Raw genomic sequence first — 25,970 nt, 5'->3', positions numbered from 1 at the left:
CCGTTCGAGGGAAATCCTCCAAGAGGAACTTGTGCCCGCTGCGGCGACAGCGCTACGGTCCGTAATGAACCACTCGCACAGGGACGTCAGTTGGCGGCTCCGCACCGCCCTGCCCACTGGAGGAACGCGATGGCCTGCGCGCCCCAAGACCCCCGGATCTCCGACCCCAACGACCCCATCGTCCACGAGTCCCGCGTCGACTACTTCCCGTCCCCGATCAGCGTGACCCGCGCCCGTCAGCACGCCGCGCGCCTCCTGGCCGAGTGGGGGCATCCCGCCCTCGCCGACGACACCGCGCTCATCGTGTCCGAGCTGGCCACCAACGCCGTACGCCACGGCCACGTACCCGGGCGGCTGTTCCGCGTCTACCTCACACTCACCAAGACCCGGCTGCGTATCACCGTCACCGATCCCCGGGGCGAACGCCTGCCGCGCCCGCGTCACCCCTCACCCGACGACCGGCACGGTCGTGGCCTGCTCATCGTCCATGTGCTGGCGGCCCGTTGGGGGGTATGGGAGCGCACCGTCGGCAAGGACATCTGGGCGGAACTGGACCTCGCCGCCCCACCACCCGACCACTGACCCACGGCTGCGCCGAACTGACGCGGTCTGTTCATCGCCCACACGATGGAGGCACCGGTCCGTGCTCTGCCGGATTCTCTTTGTTCCGGTCTCCGAGTTTTCCCCCGTGCACAGGTAGGGCTGCCCACAGGACCGACTGACCTGTCACCCGGATGGTCTGTCTGGCCTGGCACGACGAGGCTGAATGCACAAGATCCACCAAGCAAAAGGGAACCATCTGTGTTCAGATTCAAGCCCCTGGGCCGCCGTACCGTCCGCACCGCCGCCGTCGGCGCCCTCACCGTCGCGGCCTGCACCACCGTGATGGCCGGCAGCGCCACAGCCATCGTCAACGGGTCGGACTCCAGCGAGAGTTACCCCTTCATGGCGGTCATCCCGGAGTCGGCGCCGTCGCAGGGGCTGATCGACGGGAACTGCGGGGCGTCGCTGATCGACCGGCAGTGGGTGCTGACGGCGGCCCACTGCCTCGCGGTCGAGGGCATCGAACTCGACGGCATCGTGCGCATCGGCACCGACCACCGCAAGTCCGGCGGCACCGTCCGCAAGATCGACCGGTCCTTCGTCCACCCCGGCTACGTCAACGGGGACAACAAGGCCGCCAACAAGAACGACATCGCGCTGATACGCCTGGACCGCCCAGTCACCCAGCAGCCCATCAAGATCGCCGACGAGCCAGGGCGGCCCGGCACACCCACCCGGCTCCTGGGCTTCGGCACCACCAGCGACACCAAACTCAACTTCCCCGACCGGCTGCAGGAGCTGAACACCCGCAGGGGCGCCGAGTCCGAATGCGCGCCCGGCTACGCAGACCGCACGCGCCTGTGCACGATCACCACCAAGCCGAAGTCCATGGCCTGCTTCGGCGACTCCGGCGGACCGCAGATCAAGAAGGGCCGGGGCGACCGCTGGGAGCTGATCGGCGTCACCTCCGGGCCCGGCGCCCCGAAGACGCCGTGCTCCGAGGGCCCCGGCCTCTACACCAGCGCACCTGCCTACATGAACTGGATCACCAAGACGATGAAGGCCAACGCCCCCGCGCCCGCGCGGTCCACCGCGCCCCCGGCCGCCGACCAGGGCTCCGGCCTCGCCACGACCGGCACGGCTGACAAGAGCGACGCACTCGCCGAGACCGGCACCAACGACAACACCGCCGCGATCGCCGGTGCGGCCGGCGCCCTGATCATCGCCGGTGGCGGCACCGCCGCCGTCATACACCGCCGCAAGGCCCGCAACGCCGCCTGAGCCGAACCGGCCCTTCAAGGGCGTCGCCCGCCGCCTTGCGGACGTGTCGGCGCCACCGGCACCACCCGCTGGAACAACTCCCATAACTCGCCGAAACAAAACACTCCGTGATCATCGCGGCCGAAGGCCGACGAACACGCCAGATGCAACAACGTTTTAGAGCCTCGTCGGCGCGGTCAGCACTCCCAGGGCCGCCGTGCCGTCGCCGCTGAGCCAGGAGTACTGGCCCGCCGACCCGAGTGCTGCGCCATACTGGTCGCATGCCCGCCATGTCTGCCGCCGAGCCGTCTCCGTCCGCTGCCGAGGTACTGCGAGAGCGCTACGCCCGCAGGCTGCCCGGCTCCCTCGGCGAGCTGGCCGGACCGGCGCACGGCACCGTGCAGCTACCGCTCCACGTGGCCTGGTCGGGGCTGACACGGTTCGATCTTGACCGGCCGCGGTCGCGGATGAGCATGTACCGCACGGTGCTGGCCGAAGGACAGCACGACGACCTGATTGGCCTGCTCAATCAGGACCTCCTGGCCGCCCAATGGCCCGTCCTGCGCACGCTGATCAGCCGCGCCATCCGTGACGTGTGGGAAGCAGCGTTCCCAGAGCTGGCGGCGGCCCGCCCGGCAGCCGCGGCGTGAACCTCAGCCCACTTCACCGTCGGCTCCTCGCCGACGTGCTGGCCATCGGCACCCCCTACCCGCTGGTCATCACCGGCGGATACGCCGTCCAGGCCCACGGCCTGGTCGACCGGCTCAGCCAGGACCTCGACGTCGCCACGGAGAACCCCGCTCCCATGGCGGAGATCACCCGCACCCTCGTCACCGGACTGACCGAGCGCGGCTGGCAGGTCAGCGAGGTCGGCGTGGACCCGCTCTCCGGACGCCTCATCGTGACCGACCCGACCAACGGTGAGGAGTGCGAGGTCGACATCCTCAAAGAGGCCTTCTGGCGACCGCCCACCGCCACCGAATTCGGGCCCGTCCTCGCCCTGGACGACGTCATCGGCACCAAAGTCCGGGCACTGGCCGACCGCGGAGCCGTCCGCGACCTCATCGACGTCCACGCCGCCTCCCACCACCACACCACAGCCGACCTCGAAACCCTCGGCCGCCGCCACGCCCGGGACGAATTCTGTCTGGAGGATCTGCAAGCTCGGCTGACCGGTGCGGAGTGGTACGAGGACGAGGAGTTCCTCGCCTACGGACTCACCGACGCAGACACCGCCACCCTGCGATCCTGGGCACAGGACTGGGCAGACGATCTGGCCCGTCGCCTGCACGAGGACACCACGGACAACTGATCAGCTGTGGGAGGTACCCGCCGGCCAACAGCGCGGTGCCGGTGTCGCTCCGGCGCGCGCCGGGGGCGCCCCCCTCAGTGCCGCTTGTCCCAGACGGCGCTGGTCAGGAAGTGGTTGTCGTAGCGCTCCTGCACCTCGAGGAGTGACTCTCGGCTCAGTTCGCCGAGCGCGATGCGCTGCAAGTGCCGGAAGTATTCGAAGCGTTCGACGCCGGGCGTGATAACGATGAGCAGGTCGGCGCTCGAGCCGGGGACGGCGGCGAAGGCGTGGGGCATCCGCGGGGGCACCACGACCAGGTCGCCCGTGCCGGCCGTGATCACCTCGTCGCCGGCGAGGAATTCGGCCGCGCCGTCGAGTACGTAGAACATTTCGGCGCTCTTCTCGTGGTGGTGCGGGCTCGCTCCGTTCGCACCGTCGCCGAGGGTGACGCGCTGCGTGGACAGGGCACCGCCGGTGCTGCTGCTGTCGGCGAGCAGCCGCACCGTCGTAGGTGCGCGGCCGACCACCTCGGCGTCTGCGGAACGGACGAGCACGGATGAGTCGAACTCCGGGACGATGAGTGACATGTGGGACTCCCTGGCTTCTTGAAACGGGCTTCAGACGGCGAAGAGCAGACCGGCGCTGATGAGGACCGCGACGGCGGTGGTGAAGTGGATGCCGTACGCGACCGCCTTGGTGCCTCCATGGCGCAGCACTATCAGGGTGTCCCCGAGCGGCACCAACGCTACGAGAAGCATGAACCATGCCTCGGCGCGGGCCCCGGCGAATACCAGGAGTGCCAGGCCCATCAGGCCGAAGGTGAGATCCCGCAGGCCCTTGATGGTCAGGTACCCGGGGTCGCCGCCGCTCGGCGCTGCGGGAACGCCGTAGCCGGTGGCGGCCGGGACGGGCTGGAGGAGGCGGAGTGCTGGAACGCGGTTACCACGCGACGCCTGTCGTCAGAAGTCGAATACAGCCAACCGGTCCTCTACAGCCACTTCACGGGCAAGGACGCGATCACGGCGGCGGTCGCGGTGCAGGGTTTCGCCGAACTGCACTGCCGCCGCGCGCACGGGCGCGAACGACGAGCGGGGCGCGCTGGCCGCGGTCGGCGAGGCATACACGGAGTTCGCCCGCAGCGGCCGCCTCCCCGAGAAGGCCCACGACCGCCGACTGACCCTGCTGGTACGCCACTTCGCAGCCTGAGCCTGGCACTGCTCGAAGGGGTAACCCGCGGTGGCGGACGAGCGTTCCTGGCTCCTGGCCTCACCGGGCGACTTACACTCCACACCATGGGGACCATGAACACCGCCGTCACCGACGACCTGGCGCCGCAAGGCGTGCTCCGGGCATCGATCAACCTGGGCAATCCCGTGCTGGCCCAAGGGACTTCGGACGCGCCGTCCGGCATCACCGTGGACATCGCGCGGGAGATCGGTGCGCGGCTGGGGGTGCCGGTGGAGTTCGTGTGCTTCGACGCGGCGCGCAAGTCCTACGAGGCGATGGCGACGGGGCGGGCGGACATCTGCTTTCTGGCCGTCGAGCCCGCGCGGGAGGCGGAGGTGGCCTTCACCGCGCCGTACGTCGTCATCGAGGGCGTGTACGCCGTACCGCAGGGCTCGCCGTTCACCACTGCGGCCGAGGTGGACCGGGACGGGGTGCGGATCGGGGTCAAGCGGGGGTCCGCGTACGACCTGTTCCTCTCGCGCACCCTTCAGCACGCGCGCGTGGTGCGCGGTGCGGAAGGGGTCGAGGTGTTCCGCGCCGAGGGGCTTGAGGTGGCGGCCGGGATCCGGCAGCCGATGACGGGGTATGTGGCAGCGCACCCGGATCTGCGGCTGATCGAGGACCGGTTCATGCAGATCCGTCAGGCGCTCGGCACGACGAAGAGCCGACGGCCGGAGACCGTCCGGTTCCTGCGGGAGCTCATCGAGGAGCTGAAGGCGAACGGCTTCGTGGCCGACGCGCTGCGGCGCGCCGGGCAGGCCGAGGAGCTGGTGGCCCCGGCGGGGTAGGTCCATGCCGGGGCGGGACGCCCCGCACCGGAGTGAACCCGGGTCGCTCCAAGCCCGCGCTTTGCCCTCGCGCGCGCTCCAGGACGTAGTTTCCCCGGCATGACCACACCTCAGCAGCGGATCGGATCGGGTTTCGGGCCCCGGAGCACCACGGACGACGTCCTGCACGGGATCGATCTCTCCGGCCGCACCGCCCTCGTCACCGGCGGCGCGTCCGGCCTCGGTCTTGAGACGACCCGGGCGCTCACGGGCGCGGGAGCGCGGATCGTGGTGGGGGCGCGGCGGGTGGCGGCGGCGCGGGAGGCGGTCGCGCGGGTCGGCGGGGATGTGTCCTCGGTCGAGGAAGTGGACCTCGCCGACCTCGACAGCGTCCGCCGCTTCACCGAGCGGTTCCTCGCCTCCGGCCGCCCGCTCGACATGGTGATCTGCAACGCCGGAATCATGGCCTGCCCGGAGACCCGGGTCGGACCGGGCTGGGAGGCGCAGTTCGCCACCAACCACCTCGGCCACTTCGCGCTCGTCAACCGCCTCTGGCCCGCCATCGCCGCCGGGGGCGCGCGGGGCGGCGGGGCGCGGGTCGTCGTGGTGTCCTCCAACGGACACCAGCTCTCCGACATCCGCTGGGACGATCCGCAGTTCGGGCGCGGCTACGACAAGTGGGCCGCGTACGGGCAGTCGAAGACGGCCAACGCGCTGTTCGCCGTCGGGCTCGATGTCCTGGGCCGGGACACCGGAGTGCGGGCGTTCTCCGTCCACCCCGGCACGATCGCCACCGACCTGGTCCGTCATGTGCCCCAGGAGGAGATGATCGCCGCGGGCTGGATGGATGAACACGGCAATGTGACGGGCGCGTTCAAGACGCCCGAGCAGGGCGCGGCGACCCAGGTGTGGACGGCGACCTCACCGGCGCTGGCGGACCTGGGCGGTGCGTACTGCGAGGACTGCGACATCGCGGAGCGCGCGGGGGAAGGCGAACTGATCGAGGGGGTACGCGACTACGCCACGGACCGGGCGGCCGCGGCCCGGCTCTGGCGGCTGTCGGCCGAGCTGACCGGCGTGGACGCCTTCGCCACGCTCTGAATCACACGCTGAACCACACGCTGAGCCACGCGCTTGTGGCTCAGGCCCCGGTCCTCGCGCCCCGAGCGAAAGTCGGACGACAAGGGCGCCCGGCCGTGATCGTATGCGGCAGAGCCGACCGCGACCGAGGAGCCACCCGATGACCACCGACCACCGCATAGGACCGCCCCACTTCGGCGATGAACGCGAGACCCTGCGCGCCTGCCTGGAGTTCCACCGCGCCACGCTCGCCATGAAGTGCGAGGGGCTCACCGACGAGGAGCTGCGAAGCCGGTCGATGCCGCCCTCGACGCTCTCGCTGCTCGCCCTGGTGCGCCATATGGCCGAGGTGGAACGCGCCTGGTTCCGGCGGACGTTCGAGGACCACGACGCGCCGATGGTGTGGTCGGACACCGTCGACTTCCAGGCCGCGTACGACGCGAGCGAGTCGAGCCGGGCCGAGGCGTTCACCGCGTGGGAGGCGGAGGTCGAGAACTCCCGCCGGATCGAGCGGGCCGCCGCGTCGCTGGATCTGGCCGGTTATCAGCCCCGCTGGGACGAGGAGGTGTCGCTGCGGATGGTGCTGCTGCACGTCCTGCTGGAGTACGCCCGCCACAACGGCCACGCGGACTTCCTGCGCGAGGGCGTCGACGGGGTCACGGGGGCCTGAGATCCGGGCCGGTCCGGCCCGCGCCCTCGTGCGGGTGGCTGCGCCGGTCTTCCGCCCCGCCGGGGCAACCGGTTTCATGGACGGGACGCTGATCGACTGCGCTCACCGCGCGAGGAGGTCCGAGGTTGTCCCTGCTCTCCCGCCCTCATCCGTCGCCCCGCCCCCTCGGGACCGCCGGGCCTTCCCGGTCCCTCATCCCCCTTCGCCTCCCCCGCTGGTCCGCCCGCACCCGCCGCCGGCTCGCCGCCGACACCGCGCTGCTGGCCCTCGCGGCCGCGTTCGTTCTCCCGCTGGCCTGGCTGCTGCTCGCTTCGGTCGACAGCGAGCCCACCCTGCGGGTCTCGGCGCCCGGATCACCCACGCTGGACAACTTCTCGGCGGTGTGGACGGACGAGATCACCTTCACCCCGATGCTCAACAGCCTGCTGCTGTGCGGCGGGGCCACCGTGCTGACCGTCGCGTGCGCCGCGCTCGCCGCGTATCCGCTCTCCCGCTTCCGCTCCCGCCTGGTGCGGCCGTATCTGCTGACGGTGCTGTTCACCACCTGTCTGCCGATCACCGCGATCATGGTCCCGGTCTACGGCCTCTTCGTCCAGGTGGACCTGATCGACACCATGGCGGGCACCGCGCTGTTCCTGGCCGCCTCCCAACTCCCCTTCGCCATCTGGCTGATGAAGAACTTCATGGACGGCGTACCGGTGATTCTGGAGGAGGCCGCCTGGACGGACGGGGCGTCCTGGCTCCAGAGCCTGACCCGGGTGATCCTGCCCCTGATGGGTCCGGGCATCACGGTCGTGATGATCTACAGCTTCATCATGATGTGGGGCAACTTCTTCGTCCCCTTCATGCTGCTCCTCTCCCCCGAGCAACTGCCCGCCTCGGTCTCCATCTTCACCTTCTTCGGCAACCACGGGCAGGTGGTCTACGGCCAGCTCGCCGCCTTCTCCCTCCTCTACTCCACCCCGGTGGTGCTGCTGTACGTACTGATCGCCCGGCGGCTGGGCGGCGGCTTCGCGCTGGGCGGCGCCGTCAAGGGATGAGAGGGATGAGGGAGACGCGGGGTCAGCTCTCCGCCTCGGAGGGCACCCGGTCGAAACGGAACACCTGCCCCGATTCGCCTTCCTGGCACGGGAGTTGGACCACATGGGCCCAGGGATCCTCGGTGCCGCCGGGCAGCGTCAGACAGTAGCCGGTGTGGACCGGCCGCAGCCGGAAACCCCTGGCGGGCCGGTCGACGGGCTCCAGGCGGAACGTCTCGCCCGATCCCCGGGAGGCGCAGAAGTCATCGACAAGAAAGGCCCCCTGGACCTTTCGCCGAGCGACGATGCCCGAGCAGCCGGGGCCGTGTTCGGGGTGGCGGGTGGCGATCCGCCAGGATCCTCCGTCCAGCCGCTCGAGGGAGAAGGCGGGGAAGACGTCCTCGCACGGCACCTGATAGACCCAGGCGGTGCGCTCGCCCTCGCGCTCGGAGAGACACAGCGAGGAGTGGACGGCCCGGATGCGGTACGTCCCCGGGGCGGGCAGCGCGGCGCCGGAGGTCGAGGCCGCTCCGGAGCCCGGTTCCTGCCGTACGCTCTGCTGCCTCTTCTCCGCCGCCGGTCCGTGGTGGGCGCCCCGGGTGCTGACCGCGATGGCCACGGCGGTGGCGGTCAGCGCCAGGACGGAGAGCAGGATCACGGCGCGCGAGCTGCGTAAGGACGACAGGGCGAGCAGGCCCTGCGGCGTCGGGGGAGGTTCCGGCGGCGTGGCGTCCTCGTCGGCCGCCGGGAAACGGACCGCCGCCGGGAAACGGACCGGGGTCATCGCGGCGGTGGCGGGACCGGCGCCGGTGCCGGGCGCGGTACGGGCCGCCAGATCCTGGCGGACCGACAGCCAGACGGTGAGCTCGGCGGACCCGACCCCGCAGGCCCGGACGAACGCGGCCACCAGCTCCTCACGCGGCAGTGTGGCGCGCCCGAGCATGTTGGCGACCGTGCTGCGCGGCAGGACGTCCCCGGCCGCGTCGGCGCGCGCCGCCAACTCCCGGTAGGTCAGGCGCGACCAGTCCTTGAGCGCCCGCATCCGGGCGATGAACTCCTCGGGGCTCCGGGCGTGTTGTGGATCCGGAGCGCTGACGACCTCGGCCATCTGTGGTTCTCCCCCGCCGGTGTGTCCCGGCGCTGTCCGGGACGGGTCCGGGTCGTGTCCCGGACAGGGGACAGCCTTGTTCACTCACGCCGTTTGTTCAAGGGTGAACTTCGTCGACGGGTGAAAAAGGCGCGGCGGCCGTGACCGTCCAACGGGGGTACGGTCACGGCCGCCGTCATACGCCGGAGGCTGAGGCTCAGAAGACCGACTCGGCCTCGTCCATGCGGTCCACCGGAACGGTCTTCAGCGCGGTGACGGCGTTGGCGATCGGCACCATCGCGATGTCCGTGCCGCGCAGCGCCGTCATCATGCCGAAGTCACCGCGGTGCGCGGCCTCGACGGCGTGCCAGCCGAAGCGGGTGGCGAGCACCCGGTCGTACGCGGTGGGGGTGCCGCCGCGCTGCACATGGCCGAGGATCACCGGGCGGGCCTCCTTGCCGAGGCGCCGCTCCAGCTCGGCCGCCAGGCGGTTGCCGATTCCGGCGAACCGCTCGTGGCCGTACTGGTCGATCTCGCCCTTCTGGTACTCCATGGAGCCCTCGGCGGGGTGCGCGCCTTCGGCCACGCAGATGACCGCGAACTTCTTGCCGCGCGAGAAGCGCTCCTCGACCATCTTCACCAGGGCGTCGACCTCGAAGGGCCGCTCCGGCAGACAGATGCCGTGGGCACCGCCGGCCATCCCGGACTCCAGGGCGATCCAGCCCGCGTGCCGTCCCATGACCTCGACGACCATGACGCGCTGATGCGATTCGGCGGTGGTCTTCAGCCGGTCCATGGCCTCGGTGGCCACGCCGACGGCGGTGTCGAAACCGAAGGTGCGGTCGGTGGAGGAGATGTCGTTGTCGATGGTCTTGGGGACGCCGACGATGGGCAGCCCCGCGTCCGAGAGCATCCGGGCGGCGGTGAGGGTGCCCTCGCCGCCGATCGGGATCAGCACGTCGATGCCGTAGTCGCGGGCGTGGTCCCTGGAGGTCTCGCACGCCTCGCGCAGCCGGGCCCGCTCCAGCCGGGAGGAGCCGAGGATGGTGCCCCCGCGGGAGAGGATGCCGGCGACGTCGTCGAGGTCCAGCTTGCGGTGGCGGCCGTCGAGCAGGCCGCGGAAGCCGTCCTCGAACCCGATCACCTCATCACCGTGGCCGGCCACCGCGCGATGGACGACCGACCGGATCACAGCGTTGAGGCCGGGACAGTCGCCGCCTGCGGTGAGAACTCCGATGCGCATCGTGCTGTGTCTCCTGCTCCCTACGGGTAGATCTGAGCCAGTCCGATTGTTTCATGGGCTCGGTGGTGCTGTATCCCTCGCACTGGCGAGCGCCCTAACCACGGCCGCAGGTATTGTCAAGAGGACTGGGCCCTACAATGTGGCCCATTTGCGTCCGAAGGACGCAGACCGGGACAACCCCCGAGGAACGCCGAGGAAACGGAGATCACGCGTGACGCGCAGCGTGTACGTGACCGGGATCGAACGTGGCGACGGACGCCAGGTGGTCGAGCTGGGAGTCATGGAGCTCCTGACCCGCCATGTCGACCGGGTCGGGGTCTTCCGGCCCCTGGTGCACGACGACCCGGACCGCCTCTTCGACCTGCTGCGGGCCCGCTACCGGCTGAGCCAGTCCCCCGCGTCCGCCCTCGGCATGAGCTACGAGGAGGCGGCCGCCCTCCAGGCCGAGCGGGGCTCCGACGAGCTGGTCTCCCGGCTGGTCGGCCGGTTCCACGAGGTGGCCCGGGAGTACGAGTACGTCCTGGTGCTGGGCAGCGACTACGCGGCCACCAGCCTCCCCGACGAGCTGGGGCTCAACGCGCGGCTGGCCAATGAGTTCGGGGCCTCGGTGATCGCCGTCGTGGGCGGGCAGAACCAGACCGCGGAGTCGGTCGGCGCCGAGGCGCACAACGCCTACCGGGCCTATGAGGCACAGGGCTGCGACGTGGTCTCCGTGGTGGTCAACCGGGTCGCCGCCGATGACCGCGCGGCCATCGCCGAGCGGCTGGGCTCCCGGCTGCCGGTCCCCTGCTACGCGCTGCCCGAGGACGCCGCGCTGTCGGCGCCCACCGTCACACAGATCGTCCGCACCCTGGGCGCCGAGGTGCTGCTCGGCGATCACGCCGGACTCTCGAGGGACGTACGGGACTTCGTCTTCGGCGGCGCGATGCTGCCCCGCTTCCTGCCCGCGCTCACCGAGGGCTGTCTGGTGGTGACGCCCGGGGACCGCGCCGATCTGATCGTGGGCGCACTGGCCGCCCACAGCGCGGGCGCCCCGGCCATCGCCGGAGTGCTGCTCACCCTGGACGAGCGGCCGGGCCCGGACATCCTGGCGCTCGCCTCGCGGCTGGCCCCGGGCACCCCGGTGGCGTCGGTGGCGGGCGGGTCCTTCCCGACCGCGGCCGAGCTGTTCGCGATCGAGGGCAAGCTCAACGCGGGCGCGCCGCGCAAGGCGGAGACCGCGCTCGGCCTCTTCGAGCGGCATGTGGACACCGCGGCGCTCACCGAGCGGATCGCGGTGGCCCGCTCCGGCCGGGTCACCCCGATGATGTTCGAGCACGAGCTGATCGAGCGCTCCCGCTCGCACCGCCGCCGGGTCGTCCTCCCCGAGGGCACCGAGGAGCGGGTGCTGCGGGCGGCCGATGTGCTGCTGCGCCGGGATGTGTGCGACCTCACCCTGCTCGGCGAGGAGGACACGGTCCGCAAGCGCGCCGCCGAGCTGGGCATCCAGCTCGCGGACGCCGATGTGGTCGATCCGCAGACCTCCCCGCTGCGGGAGCGCTTCGCCGAGAGCTACGCCGGGCTGCGCGCCCACAAGGGCGTCTCCTACGAGCTGGCGTACGACGTGGTGGCCGATGTCTCCTACTTCGGCACCCTGATGGTGCAGGAGGGGCTGGCCGACGGGATGGTCTCCGGCGCGGTGCACTCCACCGCCGCCACCATCCGGCCCGCGTTCGAGATCATCAAGACCGCGCCGGGCGCCCACATCGTCTCGTCGGTGTTCTTCATGTGCCTGGCCGACCGGGTACTGGTGTACGGCGACTGCGCGGTCAACCCGGACCCCGACGCCGAGCAGCTCGCGGACATCGCCATCCAGTCGGCCACCACCGCCGCCCAGTTCGGGGTGGAGCCGAGGATCGCGATGCTGTCGTACTCCACCGGCACCTCCGGCACCGGCGCGGATGTGGACAAGGTCCGCAAGGCCACCGAGCTGGTGCGCGAGCGCCGCCCCGACCTGCTGGTCGAGGGCCCCATCCAGTACGACGCCGCGGTGGACGCGGCGGTGGCGGCGACCAAGCTGCCCGACTCGGAGGTGGCGGGCAAGGCCACCGTGCTGATCTTCCCGGACCTGAACACCGGCAACAACACCTACAAGGCCGTACAGCGCTCGGCGGGCGCGGTCGCGGTCGGCCCGGTGCTCCAGGGTCTGCGCAAGCCGGTGAACGACCTGTCCCGCGGCGCCCTCGTCCAGGACATCGTCAACACCGTCTCCATCACCGCCATCCAGGCCCAGTCCCCGACGTCCCCGACGTCCCCGACGTCCCCGACACAGAAGGTGCAGTCCGCGTGAACGGCTCCCGCATCCTCGTCCTCAACTCCGGCTCCTCGTCGGTCAAGTACCAGCTCCTGGACATGGCCGACGGCACCCGGCTCGCCTCCGGCATCGTGGAGCGGATCGGGGAGGGCCCGGTCGCCGACCACGCGGCGGCCCTCAAGCAGGTCGCCGACGAGCTGGCCCGGCAGGACCTGGGCCTGGACTCACCGGAGCTGGCGGCGGTCGGCCACCGGGTGGTGCACGGCGGCACCCGGTTCACCGAGCCCGCGCTGATCACCGACGACGTGGTCGAGGAGATCGAGAAGCTGATCCCGCTGGCCCCGCTGCACAACCCGGCCAATGTCACCGGGATCAAGGTGGCCCGGGAGCTGCGCCCGGATCTGCCGCAGGTCGCGGTGTTCGACACGGCGTTCCACTCGACGATGCCGGAGTCCGCCGCGCGCTACGCGATCGACGTGGACACCGCCGACCGGTTCGGGGTGCGCCGCTACGGCTTCCACGGCACCTCGCATGCGTATGTCTCCCGCGCCACCGCGGCCCTGCTGGACCGGCCCGTCTCCGAGGTCAACACCATCGTTCTGCACCTGGGCAACGGGGCCAGCGCCTCGGCCGTGCGCGGCGGGGTGTGCGTGGACACCTCGATGGGGCTCACCCCGCTGGAGGGCCTGGTGATGGGGACCCGCTCGGGCGATCTGGACGCGGCGGCGATCTTCCATCTGGCACGGGTGGGCGGGATGTCCATCGACGAGATCGACACCCTGCTCAACAAGCGCAGCGGGCTGCTCGGGCTGTGCGGGGACAACGACATGCGCGAGATCGGCCGCCGGATGGGCGAGGGCGATCCGGACGCGCAGCTCGCCTTCGACATCTACATCCACCGGCTGCGGAAGTATGTGGGCGCGTACACCGCGGTACTCGGGCGGGTGGACGCCATCGCCTTCACCGCGGGCGTGGGGGAGAACTCCGCGGCGGTCCGGGAGGCGGCGATGCGCGGGCTCACCGCGTTCGGTGTCGAGGTGGACACGGTGCGCAACGCGCTGCGTGGCTCCGGGGCACGGCTGATCTCCGCCGAGTCCAGCCGGGTCGCGGTGGCCGTGGTGCCCACCGATGAAGAGCTGGAGATCGCCAGCCAGACGTTCGACCTGGTCAGCGACTAGCTGTCGTTTTGTTGCCGGTCCTTCTCCGGCCTGAAATATTCCGCTCCGAAACAAACCGATAGGATCAGCCTCATGCGCCGTTCCAAAATCGTCTGCACCCTGGGCCCCGCCGTCGACTCCTACGACCAGCTGAAGTCACTCATCGAGGCCGGGATGAACGTGGCCCGATTCAATATGAGCCACGGGAGTCACGCGGAGCACGAGGAGCGGTACCACCGCGTCCGCAAGGCGTCCGAGGAGACCGGGCACGCGGTGGGTGTGCTGGCCGACCTCCAGGGCCCCAAGATCCGTCTGGAGACCTTCGCCGACGGCCCGGTGGAGCTGGTCCGCGGCGATGAGTTCATCATCACCACCGAGGATGTCCCCGGTGACCGGACCATCTGCGGCACCACCTACAAGGGGCTGCCGGGCGATGTCTCCAAGGGCGACCAGATCCTGATCAACGACGGCAATGTGGAGCTGCGGGTCACCGCGGTCGAGGGCCCGCGGGTGCGGACCATCGTGATCGAGGGCGGGGTGATCTCCGACCACAAGGGGATCAACCTGCCGGGTGCGGCGGTCAATGTCCCGGCGCTGTCCGAGAAGGACATCGAGGACCTGAGGTTCGCCCTGGGCATGGGGTGCGACATGGTCGCGCTGTCCTTCGTCCGGGACGCGGCCGACGTCCGCGATGTGCACCGGGTGATGGACGAGGCCGGCCGCCGCGTGCCGGTCATCGCCAAGGTCGAGAAGCCGCAGGCGGTCGCCAACATGGACGACGTCGTCGCGGCCTTCGACGGGGTGATGGTGGCCCGCGGTGACCTGGCGGTGGAATACCCGCTGGAGAAGGTCCCCATGGTGCAGAAGCGGCTGATCGAGCTGTGCCGCCGGAACGCCAAGCCGGTGATCGTGGCGACCCAGATGATGGAGTCGATGATCACCAACTCCCGTCCCACCCGCGCCGAGGCGTCCGACGTCGCCAACGCGATCCTGGACGGGGCGGACGCGGTCATGCTCTCCGCCGAGTCCTCGGTCGGCTCGTATCCGATCGAGACCGTCAAGACGATGTCCCGGATCGTCCAGGCCGCCGAGCAGGAGCTGCTCTCCCGTGGCCTCCAGCCGCTGGTGCCGGGCAAGAAGCCCCGCACGCAGGGTGGTTCGGTGGCCCGCGCGGCCTGCGAGATCGCCGATTTCCTGGGCGCCAAGTCGCTGGTGGCGTTCACCAAGTCCGGTGACACCGCGCGGCGGCTGTCCCGCTACCGCGCGCAGCAGCCGATCCTGGCCTTCACCACCGACGCCGCCACCCGCAACCAGCTCACGCTGAGCTGGGGCGTGGAGTCCTTCGTGGTGCCCTACGTGGAGAACACCGACGCGATGGTGGACCTGGTCGACGCCGAACTGCTGAAGCTGGGCCGCTACTCCGCGGGCGACACCATGATCATCACTGCTGGTTCGCCCCCCGGTGTCCCCGGCACCACCAACATGGTGCGGGTGCACCACCAGGGCGGCGAGGTCAAGTAGCCCCCCCCCCCCGCAGCGCGGCCGGACTCCTTCGGGGTCCGGCCGTTGTCGTACGGGAGGAGCTCAGCTCATGGCCCAGACATAGCGGTCGTCGTCGAACGCCCGCCCCGCCCCCGGTCCTTCCGCGAACAGCCCGGCGACCACCGCCCCGTCCACCGTCCGGGCGCCGTCGGTCAGCCGGACCCGGGCCCCGGCCTCGTCCAGCACCTCGATGGCCTTGCCCGGCAGCACCTGGTCGGGACGGTGCTGGACCGCGAGGGTGATGGCGGCCTCCAGAGCGTCATCGGTGATCGAGACGCCGTGGTGGCGCTCGTACTCGGGGCGCAGCAGCCGCAGGATGGCCATCATGTCGTCCACGGAGGGCTCATCCACCGGGACCGGCTGGAAGAACGTCTCCAGCGCGGGCCGGTGCGCGGCCGGTTCGACGACGGCGATCACCCGCGCCCCGGACTCCCGCAGCGCGGACAGCGTGTCGGAGCCCTCGCCCAGCTCGGCGTCGTCGAGGAAGAGCACCGTGCTCGCCGGTTCGCGCAGCCGCTCCAGCGCCGTGCCCACCCGCTGGGGGTCGACGGCACACAGCCGCACCCCGGACAGCCCCGCCGGTGCCTCACCACGCGCCAGCCGCTGGGCCAGCCCCATGACGATCGCGGTCCGGCCCACGCCCGGCTCCCCCACCAGCAGGGCGCTGTTGCGGGACTTGCGCATCAGCACCTGCATCACCCGCTGGATCTCCCGCTCGCGCCCGGCCACCGGATCCAGCTGTGACCTCCGCGCGGCCTGGGTCAGATCACGCAGCGCGGTGGGCTCGGGCCGCTCCGCCTCCGGCGGCGGAGGCTTGAGCAGCTGGACGACCCGGTCGCGCAGCGTCCTGCCGCCGTCCTTGCCGAGGACGGTGGTGAGGATCTGGACGGCCAGTCCCTCGCCCTCCCGCACCAGACCCAGCAGCAGATGCTCCGGGCCGACATGGTCATGGCCGAGGGTGAGGGCCTCGCGCAGGGCCAGCTCCAGCACCTTCTTTGCGCGCGGGGTGAACGGGATATGCCCGGTCGGCGCCTCGGCGCCGGGCCCGACGATCTCCACCACCCGGGCGTGCACCAACTCCCGCGACACCGCCAGACTCTCCAGGACCTGGGCGGCGACACCTCCGGCCGCGAACAGGCCCAGCAGCAGATGCTCGGTGCCGATGGAGGTGTGCTTGAGCCCGCGCGCGTCCTCCTGCGCGGACACCACGGCCCGGCGCGCGCGGTCGGTGTAACGCTCGAACTGGTAGCCGGTCGCGGCGGCGGAGGCGGGCGCCGACGGCGATTCACCGGCGCGCACACAGCGGCGCAGCCCCTCCGTATCGGCCCCGAGCGACCGCAGAGCCTGCGCCCCGGTGGCTTCGCCCTCCCGCATCAGCCCGAGCAGAAGGTGCTCGGTGCCGATGTAGTTGTGGCCGAGCTGGAGGGATTCGCGCAGGGCCAGCTCCAGCACCTTCTTGGCGCGCGGGGTGAACGGGATATGGCCGGTGGACGTCACCGTGCCGGGTGGCACGGCCCGCTCCACCTGGCGCCGCAAGGCGTCCCGGTCGATCCCGGCGGCCTCCAGGGCCCGGGTGCCCGGGGTCCCGGTCTCGGCGATCAGACCGAGCAGGATGTGCTCGGTGCCGATGGAAGCGTGCTTGAGCCGCCGGGCCTCCTCCTGGGCCATCACGATGGCGCGCCGCGCCCCGTCGGTGAAGCGCTCGAACATCAACTCACCTCGCCGAGCAGGGCGGACAGATCGCTCAGGGCCCGCCTGGTGTGCGGATGGTCCGCGCCGAGGATCCGCTCGCGGTCGGCGGCCAGTTCGCGTAAGCGCGCCGCCGCCTCGTCCGGCTCCCCGGCCCGCGCCAGGTTGTGGGCCAGCACATGGCGGGTGCGCAGGGTGTGGACGTCGTCGGGGCCGAGCACCCGCCGCCGGTCGATCAGCAGCAGCCGGAGCAGCCTGATGGCCTCCGGACGCCGCCCGGACTCGCCCAGGTTGACGGCGAGGAACTGGCGACTGCGCAGGGTGTCCGGATGGTCGGCGCCGAGCACCGTCACCTGAAGGGCGTGGATCTCCCGCAGCGTCCCGGCCGACTCCGCCGGGGCTCCGGCTCCGCCGAGGCTGTGCGCGAGCCACTGACGGCTGCGCAGCGTCTCCTCGTGGTCGGCGCCCAACAGGTCCTGCTGCTCCGCCAGAAGGGCGCTCAAGCTCTCTGCCGCCTCCTCATACCGCCCGGCCTCGCACAGCGCCACGGCCGCCGCGTGGCGGGCCCGCCGGGCGCGTTCGGCGGTGCGGCCGTGGGCGCGGTTGCGGCCGAGGGCGAGCAGCGCCGCGTTCCGGCTGCCGCGCTGGAGCGGCTCGGGGAGCCCTTCGGCCCGCATGATGTGCTGGAGCCGCAGATACAGCTCCTCGATGCTGAGCAGCGCGGGACCGTCGTTCACCCCCTCACGCAGCAGCCGGAGCAGCCGGCCGGTGAACGCCGTCTTGTCCTCGCCCTCGAGCACCAGGGACACCTCGTCGTCCGGGGACGAGGCCATCACATAGGTGCCCGCGACCTCGATCTGCCCCGCCACGACGGCCTGCGGGGCGGCCATGGTGCCGCTGAGCGCCCGGCCGGAGAAGCAGTTGTCGAGGATGATGACCTTGGAGGCGGCCGGGCTGTCGAGCACCACGTCGCGCAGCTTGCTGTACTCCAGCGAGTCGAACTCGGGGTGGGCCCACTCGCTGTCGGTCAGCGACAGATAGAGCTCATGACGCTTGGCCCCGATCAGACCGTGGCCGACGTAGTACACCAGCAGCAGATCCTCCGCCGCGCGCGCCGCCGTCCGCAGGGCGCGCCCGACCTGCTTGATGTCGCCGACGTCCAGCAGCGTCGTGCAGTGCTCCGGAAGGACCGCGCCGTAGGCGGTGTCGGTGAGGGTGGCGGCCAGGTCCGCCACCGTGCGCCGCACCACCGTCAGATCGGGCAGCTCGGGATCGGTGTACCGGCTCGTGCCGATCAGGACCGCCCGGGAGCGCTCGGGGTCCGGCAACCGCACGCGCTACCCCCGCTCTTCGCGCAGCGCCTGGCGGAGGATCTCCTCCACCGCGGCCTTGCTCACATGCTTCGCCTCGATATCGATATGGCGGCCGTCGGGGGCATGGACGATGATCCGGACCTCCGACCTCCGGGGGTGGTTCAGCCACGCGCGCACCGCCCCCGCCAGCACCGGAAGAAGACCGCCCGCGCCGACCGACACCACCAGCAACTCGCCGAGCGTGCCCATCTGACCGGGCGCCGGGGGTGCCGATCGGGGCCGCACCCGCCCGGCAAGACGTGGTTCACCCCGCAGCCAGTCGGCGAGCGATTCCAGCCCCGCGCCCGGCTGCGCGCCGACCACCGACATCCAGCTTTCCACCCGCTGCCCCCGCTTCCCCCGACGTACTCCCGAGCGACAGGGAGCGCGTTCGTTCGGACACTCCCGGTAATCATAGGCCCCGGTACGCACGAATACGCCCGTGGGCACCAATTCGCAACGGAGTTGGTGCCCACGGGCGTTCCCTCCCGAAAGAGGGTTTTCTGCGGCTCCCGAACGGGTCGGTGTGATCGCGGGGTCAGCCCCCGGTCTTGTACAGGTGCATCCCCGGCACCGTCAGATCGCCGCCGAACTGGCCGGCCTGCGTGACGGTGACCTTGGTGAAGAAGACCTCCGGGAGGTTCAGCGGCGGCGGGCTCTTCGGACTGAAGGTGATCGGGATGATCCCCAGCAGATTGCCCGACAGCTCCTCGGTGTACATCGTCACCGTGCCGTTGCGGATGGTCGAGGTGGAGCCCTCGCGCGCCGCCACATGCGTGGTGGTGCCGGCGGGTCCGACGACCGTCTGGTGCAGGTCCTTGATGTCCACGCCCGAAGCGGTGAACTTGAGGACCTTCTTGACCTTCCCGCCGTACGTCTTGACCTCCACGATCCCCTTGTAGTCCAGACCGTGCAGGCTCAGCAGACTGCTCTTGAGGGTCCAGGGGTCGTCGGGCAGCAGACTGGACGTCGGGTCGGTCTTGGCGTTCTTGTACGCGTCGGCGTCGTACTCCGGGCAGGGGAAGGACTCCTTGCCGTCCTTGCCGCCGGACTCCGAGGCGGACGGAGTGGGCTTGGGCGTGGCCTTCTCGGCCGCGTCCTTGGTGTCCTCGGCCGTCTCCTTCGCCTTGTCGACGGTGTCCTGGGCGCCGTCGCCGACCTTGTCCACCGTGTCCTTGACCGGATCGGCGGGCGTCTCGGACGACGGTGACGAGGACGGAGTGGGCTCGCTGGACTCCGACGGGCTCGGCGAAGCGCTCGGCTCCTCCGACTCCGCGTCGTCCGGCGTGAAGATGTCCTTCAGCTTGTCCCCGACGCCCAGCGGGTCGAGCGGATTCGTGGACTCCGACTCCGACGGGCTCGGCGAGGCGCTCGGCTCCGCGGACTCCTCGTCGTCCGTGGAATCTGAGGACGAACCGGACGGCTCGGGCGTGGGCGTGCTCTTCGACGGGCTCGTCGAGGGGTCCGGCTGCTGGGCCGGGGTGTCTCCCTCGGAGCCGGAGGTGTCCCCGGAACCCTTGGGGTCCTTGGACTCCGCCGAATCCTTCGAGTCCGCCGTGTCCTTGGCGTCCTTGTCCGCCTCGTCGGGCTGGGACACACACGGCCCGGCCTTGTAACGGTCCTCGGGCCGGGGGCTCGCCGAGGCGAGCTGGGGGGTCAGCCCCATGCCCATGAGCACGGCGGTGGGCATGGCGGCCAGCGCTATGGCCTTGCCCGCGGGCACCTGAAGGCGAGTGAGCATCGACTTCCTGGGTGCCGCGTGCCGCGGTCCCGTTCTGGCCCGGCGCGCATTTGCGCCCTCCGGCTGCTCCTCGTCACCCCGCACGGTGCCTCCCATCGGTGGATTCCTGGTCCGGCGCGGAGCCGGCGCCGGCCGGTTCCGGCACGCCGTCACCGTCCTCGTCGTCCTTCGGCGCGGCACCCGACTCCTCGGCCGGCTGCGCCGAGGGAGTCTCGCCCGGTGCCCAGGCGACACTCATCCCGCCGCCGAACAGCGCGAGCAGGAATCCCATCAGGAAGCCGCCGATGTTGGACACCGGCAGCGACACCAGGCCGAGCAGGATCGAGGCGACTCCGGCGAACACCCGTACGGCGGGCTGGAACCACATGGTCAGGCCCAGGATCACCAACAGCACACCGATGATCAGCGACGCGGATCCAGCGGTGGTGGACAGGTTGATGGTGAACCCGCCCGCGCTGAAGTTGTTGTACGGGAAATACATGATCGGCAGCCCGGCCAGCAGGGTCAGCAGCCCTGCCCAGAACGGGCGCTGCCAGCGCCATGCGCGGAAGGACCTCCGCAGGTCGATACGGTCACGCGCCCCCGGCGACTCGGCACTCATTGAAAACAGCTCCCTGGGGCCGGCGATCGGTGCGATCGCGGTGTTGTACAGCGGTACTCGTTGCGCGGCACCTCCGCGCTGCTGGGCGATGCCGGGTGAGGGGCAGCGTCGCGGCCCCTCACCCCCAGCTCAGCGCGTCAGAAGCACTCGTTCTTGCCCTTGCTGACCTTCATCGAAAGGCCGGAGAGCTTGAACGTGCCCGCGCTGGTCGCCCAGGCGGTCTGCTTCACACCGGTGAGCGTGGCCGAGTCGGCCTCCTGGGCGAAGGAACCAGGAAGGGCCTTGTCGCCCTTCTTGATGCCCGGGCCCTTGGTCGAATCGCCCGCCGCGACACCGATGTTGATCCCGCGGAACGTCGCATCCGCGTCCAGCTGGTCGAGGTCGATGAAGAGGTTCTTCGCCTCGACCTGCTTGTCGCCGTTGCCGGCCGACAGCTTCAGCGACACATCGCCGAAGACCGGGACCGGGATCACGACGGACTGGCACAGACCCTTGATCTTGGCGTTCTTGAACGCCGAGACCGCGACCGGGATGTTCTTCCCGCCGTGCTGTGTGTCAAGGGCGCCGTACTGGACGAAGCCCTTACCGTCGAGCCGGTCGGCCGTGACCTTGAACTGCTGGCCGGACACGTTGAACGAAGCCGCGAGCGCACCCTGGGACAGGGCGACGCCGATCGCGGCCGTGGCAGCAACGCTCGGCACCATGACAACGGCGAACCGCTTCCATCTGGTCCCGCCACGAGCCAGAGACTCCATGACTTTCCTCCTTCTCGGACGTACATCTCCGGCCGGGGCCAAGCCCCGGACCTGGGATGGGAGAAGTGCTACGTCCTCGGGAAGGAGAGCGCCCACGTCTCACAGGCGCTTACCGCACCCGCAAACACCGGCGATCACCCCCGAGCGACAACCACTGGCCACGCTTCTCGCGCAACCTCCTGGACAGGCCCTGCCTGTTGGGGCAGAGACCCCCCTGTCCAAGGCCGACGCCACTGCCGCCGGCCTACTCGGTGGGGACCCAACCACGCCGCGGCGCCGACCGGATGCCGGGCTACGGGGGATGGACCGAGCTTGGCCGATCGTGGTCCATTCGGAGCGCGGGCACAAGGGGTTCGTTACTAGCGAGTAACGGACGGATAACCGTCGGGCTGCCGGACGGTCGCGGCCGGGCACACAGTGTCGCCGCCAAGTGACCGGAAAGAGAGGGAGATTTACTCCAACATCGGACAAACCGCGGGGGTGCATTTACTGGCAGTAACAGCGACCGCGTTTACCAAGTTTTGGTAAAGAGCGGTCGCTGTTTTGTTTGAGGAGCCCGAGGTCAGAACAGCACGCGCGCCAACGCACTACGCGCAGTGACCACTCGGGGGTCCTCACCTCCGATCACCTCGAAGAGACCGAGGAGATGGACCCGTGCCTTCTCCCGGTCCTCACCCACCGTCTTCCGCACCGCCTCCACCAAGCGCCCGAAGGCGTCCTCCACATGACCGCCCACCAGGTCGAGATCGGCCGCGGCGATCTGGGCGGAGACATCCGCGGGGCTGTCCGCGGCCGCCTTGCGCACCGTCTGCGCGTCCACTCCCTGAACCCGCTCCAGCAACTCCGCCTGCGCCAGGCCCAGCTTGGCCTCGCTGTTGGCGGGGTCGTCCGAGAGCACATTGCGGTACGCCTGGACGGCACCGCCCAGATCCCCCGCGTCCAGCGCCTCATGGGCCGCGGCGAGCGCGGCGTCGTACGGCGTGGCGGGCTGCTGCGGGACGGGCTGCTCGGCCTCCGCGGCCCCGGCATCGCCTTCAACAGGTGTACCCACAATGCCGAACTGCTGCTCCGCGGCCTGGATCAGCTGGTCCAGCACCTGGCGGATCTGCGCCTCCGGCGCGGCCCCCTGGAACAGGGGCACCGGCTGGCCCGCGATCACCGCGAAGACCGCGGGGATGCCCTGGACACCGAACTGCTGGAACAGCATCTGGTTGGCATCGACGTCGATCTTGGCGAGAACAAAACGCCCCGCATACTCCCCGGCCAGCCGCTCCAGGATCGGACCGAGCTGCTTGCACGGCTCGCACCACTCGGCCCAGAAGTCGATGACGACCGGCACCTCGGTGGAGCGCTGGAGGACGTCCTGCTGAAAACCCGCCTCGTCGACATCGAAGACCAGACGGACGGGCGCGCTCGCGCCCCCGGTGCGCGCCGCCTCGGCCCGCGCCTTCTCCGCCTTCTGCTTCGCTTCTCCGGCCGCCTTCACCGCGGCGAGGTCGACCACTCCACTCATGGACATGTTCCGTGGCTGCATGGTCCTATCCTCCCCTCTTCACGCGGTGAATGGAAAAGCGCATCAAACCGGCCCGCCGGCTCCCCAACCGGCGCTCATGGTCATCGCTCTTACGCTACGAGCCGTAGCGTAATCGGCCCGGACGTCCGCGTCACCCCCGCCCCCCGCCATCCGGCCCCGTTTGCTGGTGATCTCTCTCACCAGGTCTTCCCCCGTCACCAGTGGGTAAGGTCGCGGACATGAGCACGCCCGCACGCCGCACCGGGCGCCCCCGCAGCGCCGAGGCCGACCGCGCGATCCTCGGCGCCACCCGTGCCGCGCTGGTCGAGCTCGGCTGGGGAAAGCTGACGATGGGCGATGTGGCGGCGCGCGCGGGAGTGGCGAAGACCACCCTCTACCGCCGCTGGGCGGGGAAGAACGAGCTGGTCGTGGACGCGGTGGCGGCCGTCTTCGACGAACATCTGGAGGCGGCCGACCACGGCAGCCTGCGGGCCGACATCGAAGATGTGGTGGTGCGGTTCGCCACCCTGCTGGAGCGCCCCGAGACCAAGACGGCGCTGATGGCCGTGGTCTCCGAGGCCACCCATGACGAGGCGCTGGGGGCCCGGGTGCGCTCGGCCATCGTGGACCGGCAGAAGCGGCTGGTGCTGGTCGGCCGGGAGCGGGCCCAGCTGCGGGGTGAACTGCCGCCGGAGGAGGACCCGGCCGCGGCGGCCCGCAACGCGGACCTGATCTTCGATGTGATCGCGGGCTCGGTGGTGCACCGGCTGCTGGTCAGCGCCGAACCGGTGGACCGGGAGTGGGCCCGTTCCTTCGCCACCGTGCTGCTGCACGGACTGGCGGCGGCGAGCTCCGGCACGGGGACCGCCCCGGCGCCGGAACCCGCCCGGGAACACCGTCAGAAGCCGGCCGGCTCCGTGTAGACCCCCCACTCGTCGCGGAGCGCGTCGCAGATCTCCCCGAGGGTGGCCTCGGCCCGCACCGCCTCCATCATCGGCCCGATCATGTTGCCGCCGTCCCGGGCCGCGGCCAGCATCGCCTTGAGCCCCGCGGCGACCTTGGCCTCGTCCCGCCCGGCCTTGCGGCCGCCCAGCACCCGCACCTGCTCGCGCTCGACCTCATGGCTGACCCGCAGGATCTCCAGATCGCCGGTGACCGAGCCGTGGTGGCAGTTGACGCCGACGACCCTCTTGTCGCCCTTCTCCAGTGCCCGCTGGTACTGGAAGGCGGACTCGGCGATCTCGCCGGTGAACCAGCCGTCCTCGATCCCGCGCAGAATGCCCGAGGTGATCGGTCCGATCGGATGCTGTCCGTCCGGCACCGCCCGGCGGCCGCGCTCCTTGATCTGCTCGAAGATCTTCTCGGCGTCGGCCTCGATCCGGTCGGTCAGCGCCTCGACGTACCAGGAACCGCCCAGCGGATCGGCCACATTGAGGATGCCGGTCTCCTCCATCAGCACCTGCTGGGTGCGCAGCGCGATCTCGGCCGCCTGCTCACTGGGGAGCGCGAGGGTCTCGTCCAGCGCGTTGGTGTGCAGGGAGTTGGTGCCGCCGAGCACCGCGGACAGCGCCTCCACGGCGGTGCGCACCACGTTGTTGTACGGCTGCTGCGCGGTGAGCGAGACCCCGGCGGTCTGGGTGTGGAACCGCAGCCACTGCGCCTTCTCCGACGTCGCCCCGTACACATCGCGCATCCAGCGGGCCCAGATACGGCGGGCGGCGCGGAACTTGGCGATCTCCTCGAAGAAGTCGATGTGCGCGTCGAAGAAGAAGGAGAGACCGGGCGCGAAGACATTCACATCGAGCCCGCGGGAGAGCCCCAGTTCGACGTAGCCGAAGCCGTCGGCGAGGGTGTACGCCAGCTCCTGCGCGGCCGTGGCCCCGGCCTCGCGGATGTGGTAGCCGGAGACGGAGAGCGGCTTGTAGGCGGGGATGCCGTGCGCGCAGTACTCCATCAGATCGCCGATCAGGCGCAGATGGGGCTCGGGCGGGAAGAGCCACTCCTTCTGGGCGATGTACTCCTTGAAGATGTCGGTCTGAAGGGTGCCGTTGAGCCGTGAGATGTCCACGCCCTGGCGCTCGGCGGCCACCAGGTACATACAGAAGACGGGGACGGCCGGGCCGCTGATCGTCATCGAGGTGGTGACAGCGCCGAGCGGGATGTCCTTGAAGAGGATCTCCATGTCGGCGGCGGAGTCGATGGCGACACCGCAGTGGCCCACCTCGCCGAGCGAGCGCGGATCGTCGGAGTCCCGGCCCATCAGGGTCGGCATGTCGAAGGCGACCGACAGACCGCCGCCGCCCGCCTCCAGGATCATCTTGTAGCGCTCATTGGTCTGCTCGGCGTTGCCGAACCCGGCGAACTGGCGGATGGTCCACGCCCGGCCGCGGTAGCCGGTGGGATACAGACCGCGGGTGTACGGGAACTCCCCGGGCCAGCCGATCCGCTCGAACCCTTCCACGGTGTCGCCCGCGGCGGGTCCGTAGACCGGCTCGACGGCGTCGCCCGAGAGCGTGGTGAAGTCGGCATCGCGCTTGCGTGCCGCGTCGTACCGGGCCTGCCAGCGACGGCGGCCTGCCTCAATGCCTTCGGCGTCCATGGCTCAAATTTACTAGGACGTCCAAGTAATTCTCAACGGCTGACCGCCCGGTGCAGGCCGATCGAGTGGTCTGCCGGACCGTTCTCGCAGGTCAGCGGTCCGGCAGAAACCGGCAGAAAATCGGGACACGGAGCCCCGGCAGACCGGGGCGGGCTCGATGCCGGCTCGGTGCGAAGCCTTACGCCTGAGCGGGCTCCGGCCGGGCGTCGGCGACCAGCGGGGCCACCTCGCGGTACACCGCGCGCTCGACGAAGAAGACCGCGGTCGGCACGGTGCCCGCCAGCAGCACCCAGGCCAGCTTGCCGAACGGCCACTTCGCCTTGGAGCCCAGGTCGAAGGCGAAGACCAGGTAGAGGACGTAGAGCCAGCCATGGGCGATACCGACCATGGTCACGAAACCGGCGGCGCCGTCCACGTCCAGCAGGTACTTGGCGACCATGCCGATCGTCAGCAGGATCAGCAGCACGCCGGTGACATAGGCCATCACCCGGTAGCGGGTCAGGACGCTTCGTTTCATGGCACTGAGCGTAACCGTGCGTTC

Annotated in this window: 24 protein-coding genes and 3 pseudogenes; 12 read left to right on the top strand and 15 right to left on the bottom strand. The window is 70.5% G+C overall.

Annotation, left to right across the window (positions count from 1 at the left end; translation table 11 throughout):
- Nucleotides 1-129: 129 nt before the first annotated feature.
- From JK363_RS37725 to JK363_RS37710, 4 genes are all read left to right on the top strand, one after another.
- Nucleotides 130-582 carry an ATP-binding protein gene (locus JK363_RS37725; protein WP_201882554.1) on the top strand — a complete coding sequence of 151 codons (453 nt, stop codon included), beginning with the start codon at nt 130-132 and terminating at the stop codon, nt 580-582.
- Between the two features lie 219 nt (nt 583-801).
- Complete coding sequence (locus tag JK363_RS37720) at nt 802-1,824, top strand: S1 family peptidase (protein ID WP_307822029.1); 1,023 nt, start codon at nt 802-804, stop codon at nt 1,822-1,824.
- 269 nt (nt 1,825-2,093) lie between these two features.
- Nucleotides 2,094-2,453 (top strand): hypothetical protein, encoded by a 360-nt coding sequence (locus JK363_RS37715; RefSeq protein WP_443726315.1) that lies wholly within the window; start codon nt 2,094-2,096, stop codon nt 2,451-2,453.
- Nucleotides 2,450-3,115 carry a nucleotidyl transferase AbiEii/AbiGii toxin family protein gene (locus tag JK363_RS37710; protein WP_201882552.1) on the top strand — a complete coding sequence of 222 codons (666 nt, stop codon included), beginning with the start codon at nt 2,450-2,452 and terminating at the stop codon, nt 3,113-3,115. The genes JK363_RS37715 and JK363_RS37710 overlap by 4 nt, the downstream gene beginning before the upstream one ends.
- Before the next feature lie 74 nt (nt 3,116-3,189).
- Here JK363_RS37710 and JK363_RS37705 read toward each other — a convergent pair whose 3' ends face one another.
- Together JK363_RS37705 and JK363_RS37700 are read right to left on the bottom strand one after the other, a co-directional pair.
- A complete protein-coding gene (locus JK363_RS37705) occupies nt 3,190-3,681 on the bottom strand; it encodes a cupin domain-containing protein (RefSeq protein WP_201882551.1) in 492 nt (163 codons plus the stop codon).
- 30 nt (nt 3,682-3,711) lie between these two features.
- Nucleotides 3,712-4,014 (bottom strand): annotated as a pseudogene (locus JK363_RS37700) (DUF4267 domain-containing protein); the annotation flags it as partial.
- Nucleotides 4,015-4,386: 372 nt separating this feature from the next.
- On the opposite strand from JK363_RS37700, the gene JK363_RS37690 reads away from it, so the two are divergent.
- From JK363_RS37690 to JK363_RS37675, 4 genes are all read left to right on the top strand, one after another.
- Nucleotides 4,387-5,109, top strand: coding sequence for a transporter substrate-binding domain-containing protein (locus tag JK363_RS37690; protein ID WP_201882550.1), 723 nt, complete (start codon nt 4,387-4,389; stop codon nt 5,107-5,109).
- Nucleotides 5,110-5,208: 99 nt separating this feature from the next.
- Nucleotides 5,209-6,189, top strand: coding sequence for an oxidoreductase (locus JK363_RS37685; protein ID WP_201882549.1), 981 nt, complete (start codon nt 5,209-5,211; stop codon nt 6,187-6,189).
- Between the two features lie 139 nt (nt 6,190-6,328).
- Complete coding sequence (locus JK363_RS37680) at nt 6,329-6,838, top strand: DinB family protein (protein WP_201882547.1); 510 nt, start codon at nt 6,329-6,331, stop codon at nt 6,836-6,838.
- A gap of 194 nt (nt 6,839-7,032) precedes the next feature.
- A complete protein-coding gene (locus JK363_RS37675) occupies nt 7,033-7,878 on the top strand; it encodes a carbohydrate ABC transporter permease (protein WP_201882568.1) in 846 nt (281 codons plus the stop codon).
- A 22-nt stretch (nt 7,879-7,900) separates the two neighbouring features.
- Here the strand turns inward: JK363_RS37675 and JK363_RS37670 are convergent, their stop codons facing one another.
- Together JK363_RS37670 and JK363_RS37665 are read right to left on the bottom strand one after the other, a co-directional pair.
- Entirely contained in the window at nt 7,901-8,965 is a 1,065-nt protein-coding gene (locus JK363_RS37670; protein WP_201882546.1) for a helix-turn-helix domain-containing protein, read from the bottom strand.
- 196 nt (nt 8,966-9,161) lie between these two features.
- Nucleotides 9,162-10,187, bottom strand: a complete 1,026-nt coding sequence (locus tag JK363_RS37665) for a 6-phosphofructokinase (RefSeq protein ID WP_201882540.1) — start codon at nt 10,185-10,187, stop codon at nt 9,162-9,164.
- Nucleotides 10,188-10,398: 211 nt separating this feature from the next.
- Between JK363_RS37665 and pta the strand changes: the two genes are divergently transcribed.
- The 3 genes from pta to pyk all read left to right on the top strand — a co-directional run bounded on the left by pta (nt 10,399) and on the right by pyk (nt 15,158).
- Entirely contained in the window at nt 10,399-12,516 is a 2,118-nt protein-coding gene (gene pta, locus JK363_RS37660; RefSeq protein ID WP_201882538.1) for a phosphate acetyltransferase, read from the top strand.
- Nucleotides 12,513-13,658, top strand: coding sequence for an acetate kinase (locus JK363_RS37655; RefSeq protein ID WP_201882537.1), 1,146 nt, complete (start codon nt 12,513-12,515; stop codon nt 13,656-13,658). The genes pta and JK363_RS37655 overlap by 4 nt, the downstream gene beginning before the upstream one ends.
- Before the next feature lie 72 nt (nt 13,659-13,730).
- On the top strand, nt 13,731-15,158 hold the full coding sequence (gene pyk, locus JK363_RS37650) for a pyruvate kinase (protein WP_201882536.1): 1,428 nt from the start codon (nt 13,731-13,733) through the stop codon (nt 15,156-15,158).
- Nucleotides 15,159-15,221: 63 nt separating this feature from the next.
- On the opposite strand, the gene JK363_RS45210 is transcribed toward pyk, so the two are convergent.
- From JK363_RS45210 to JK363_RS37615, 9 genes and pseudogenes are all read right to left on the bottom strand, one after another.
- A complete protein-coding gene (locus JK363_RS45210) occupies nt 15,222-15,671 on the bottom strand; it encodes a hypothetical protein (RefSeq protein WP_504752583.1) in 450 nt (149 codons plus the stop codon).
- Nucleotides 15,657-16,478, bottom strand: a pseudogene (locus JK363_RS45110) (Clp protease N-terminal domain-containing protein); the annotation flags it as partial. The gene JK363_RS45210 and the pseudogene JK363_RS45110, both read right to left, overlap by 15 nt.
- Nucleotides 16,476-16,889: pseudogene (locus tag JK363_RS43350) on the bottom strand (Clp protease N-terminal domain-containing protein); the annotation flags it as partial. The pseudogenes JK363_RS43350 and JK363_RS45110, both read right to left, overlap by 3 nt.
- The gene (locus JK363_RS37640) at nt 16,889-18,202 is read right to left on the bottom strand and encodes a caspase family protein (protein WP_201882529.1); all 1,314 of its coding nucleotides are present in this window, start codon (nt 18,200-18,202) and stop codon (nt 16,889-16,891) included. The pseudogene JK363_RS43350 and the gene JK363_RS37640, both read right to left, overlap by 1 nt.
- Nucleotides 18,203-18,205: 3 nt before the next feature.
- A complete protein-coding gene (locus tag JK363_RS37635) occupies nt 18,206-18,550 on the bottom strand; it encodes an effector-associated constant component EACC1 (protein WP_201882527.1) in 345 nt (114 codons plus the stop codon).
- A gap of 208 nt (nt 18,551-18,758) precedes the next feature.
- Entirely contained in the window at nt 18,759-20,045 is a 1,287-nt protein-coding gene (locus tag JK363_RS37630) for a hydrogenase expression protein HypF (protein WP_372444933.1), read from the bottom strand.
- Entirely contained in the window at nt 20,035-20,562 is a 528-nt protein-coding gene (locus JK363_RS37625) for a DUF6114 domain-containing protein (protein ID WP_201882525.1), read from the bottom strand. Before JK363_RS37625 ends, JK363_RS37630 begins: the two co-directional genes overlap by 11 nt.
- Nucleotides 20,563-20,699: 137 nt before the next feature.
- Nucleotides 20,700-21,317 (bottom strand): DUF6230 family protein, encoded by a 618-nt coding sequence (locus JK363_RS37620; protein WP_201882524.1) that lies wholly within the window; start codon nt 21,315-21,317, stop codon nt 20,700-20,702.
- A 562-nt stretch (nt 21,318-21,879) separates the two neighbouring features.
- The gene (locus JK363_RS37615) at nt 21,880-22,851 is read right to left on the bottom strand and encodes a tetratricopeptide repeat protein (RefSeq protein WP_201882521.1); all 972 of its coding nucleotides are present in this window, start codon (nt 22,849-22,851) and stop codon (nt 21,880-21,882) included.
- A 218-nt stretch (nt 22,852-23,069) separates the two neighbouring features.
- Here JK363_RS37615 and JK363_RS37610 point away from each other — a divergent pair, with 218 nt between their 5' ends.
- Nucleotides 23,070-23,753, top strand: a complete 684-nt coding sequence (locus tag JK363_RS37610) for a TetR/AcrR family transcriptional regulator (RefSeq protein WP_201882519.1) — start codon at nt 23,070-23,072, stop codon at nt 23,751-23,753.
- On the opposite strand, the gene icmA is transcribed toward JK363_RS37610, so the two are convergent.
- Together icmA and JK363_RS37600 are read right to left on the bottom strand one after the other, a co-directional pair.
- Nucleotides 23,729-25,429, bottom strand: coding sequence for a coenzyme B12-dependent isobutyryl-CoA mutase large subunit (gene icmA / locus JK363_RS37605; protein ID WP_201882517.1), 1,701 nt, complete (start codon nt 25,427-25,429; stop codon nt 23,729-23,731). The two genes, JK363_RS37610 and icmA, sit on opposite strands and share 25 nt — an antisense overlap.
- Before the next feature lie 178 nt (nt 25,430-25,607).
- Nucleotides 25,608-25,946, bottom strand: a complete 339-nt coding sequence (locus tag JK363_RS37600) for a DUF3817 domain-containing protein (protein ID WP_201882515.1) — start codon at nt 25,944-25,946, stop codon at nt 25,608-25,610.
- Nucleotides 25,947-25,970 lie beyond the last annotated feature (24 nt).

The organism is Streptomyces coffeae (genome assembly GCF_016741875.1).
Lineage (GTDB): Bacteria > Actinomycetota > Actinomycetes > Streptomycetales > Streptomycetaceae > Streptomyces > Streptomyces coffeae.
This window is presented reverse-complemented; position numbering and strand designations above follow the sequence as displayed.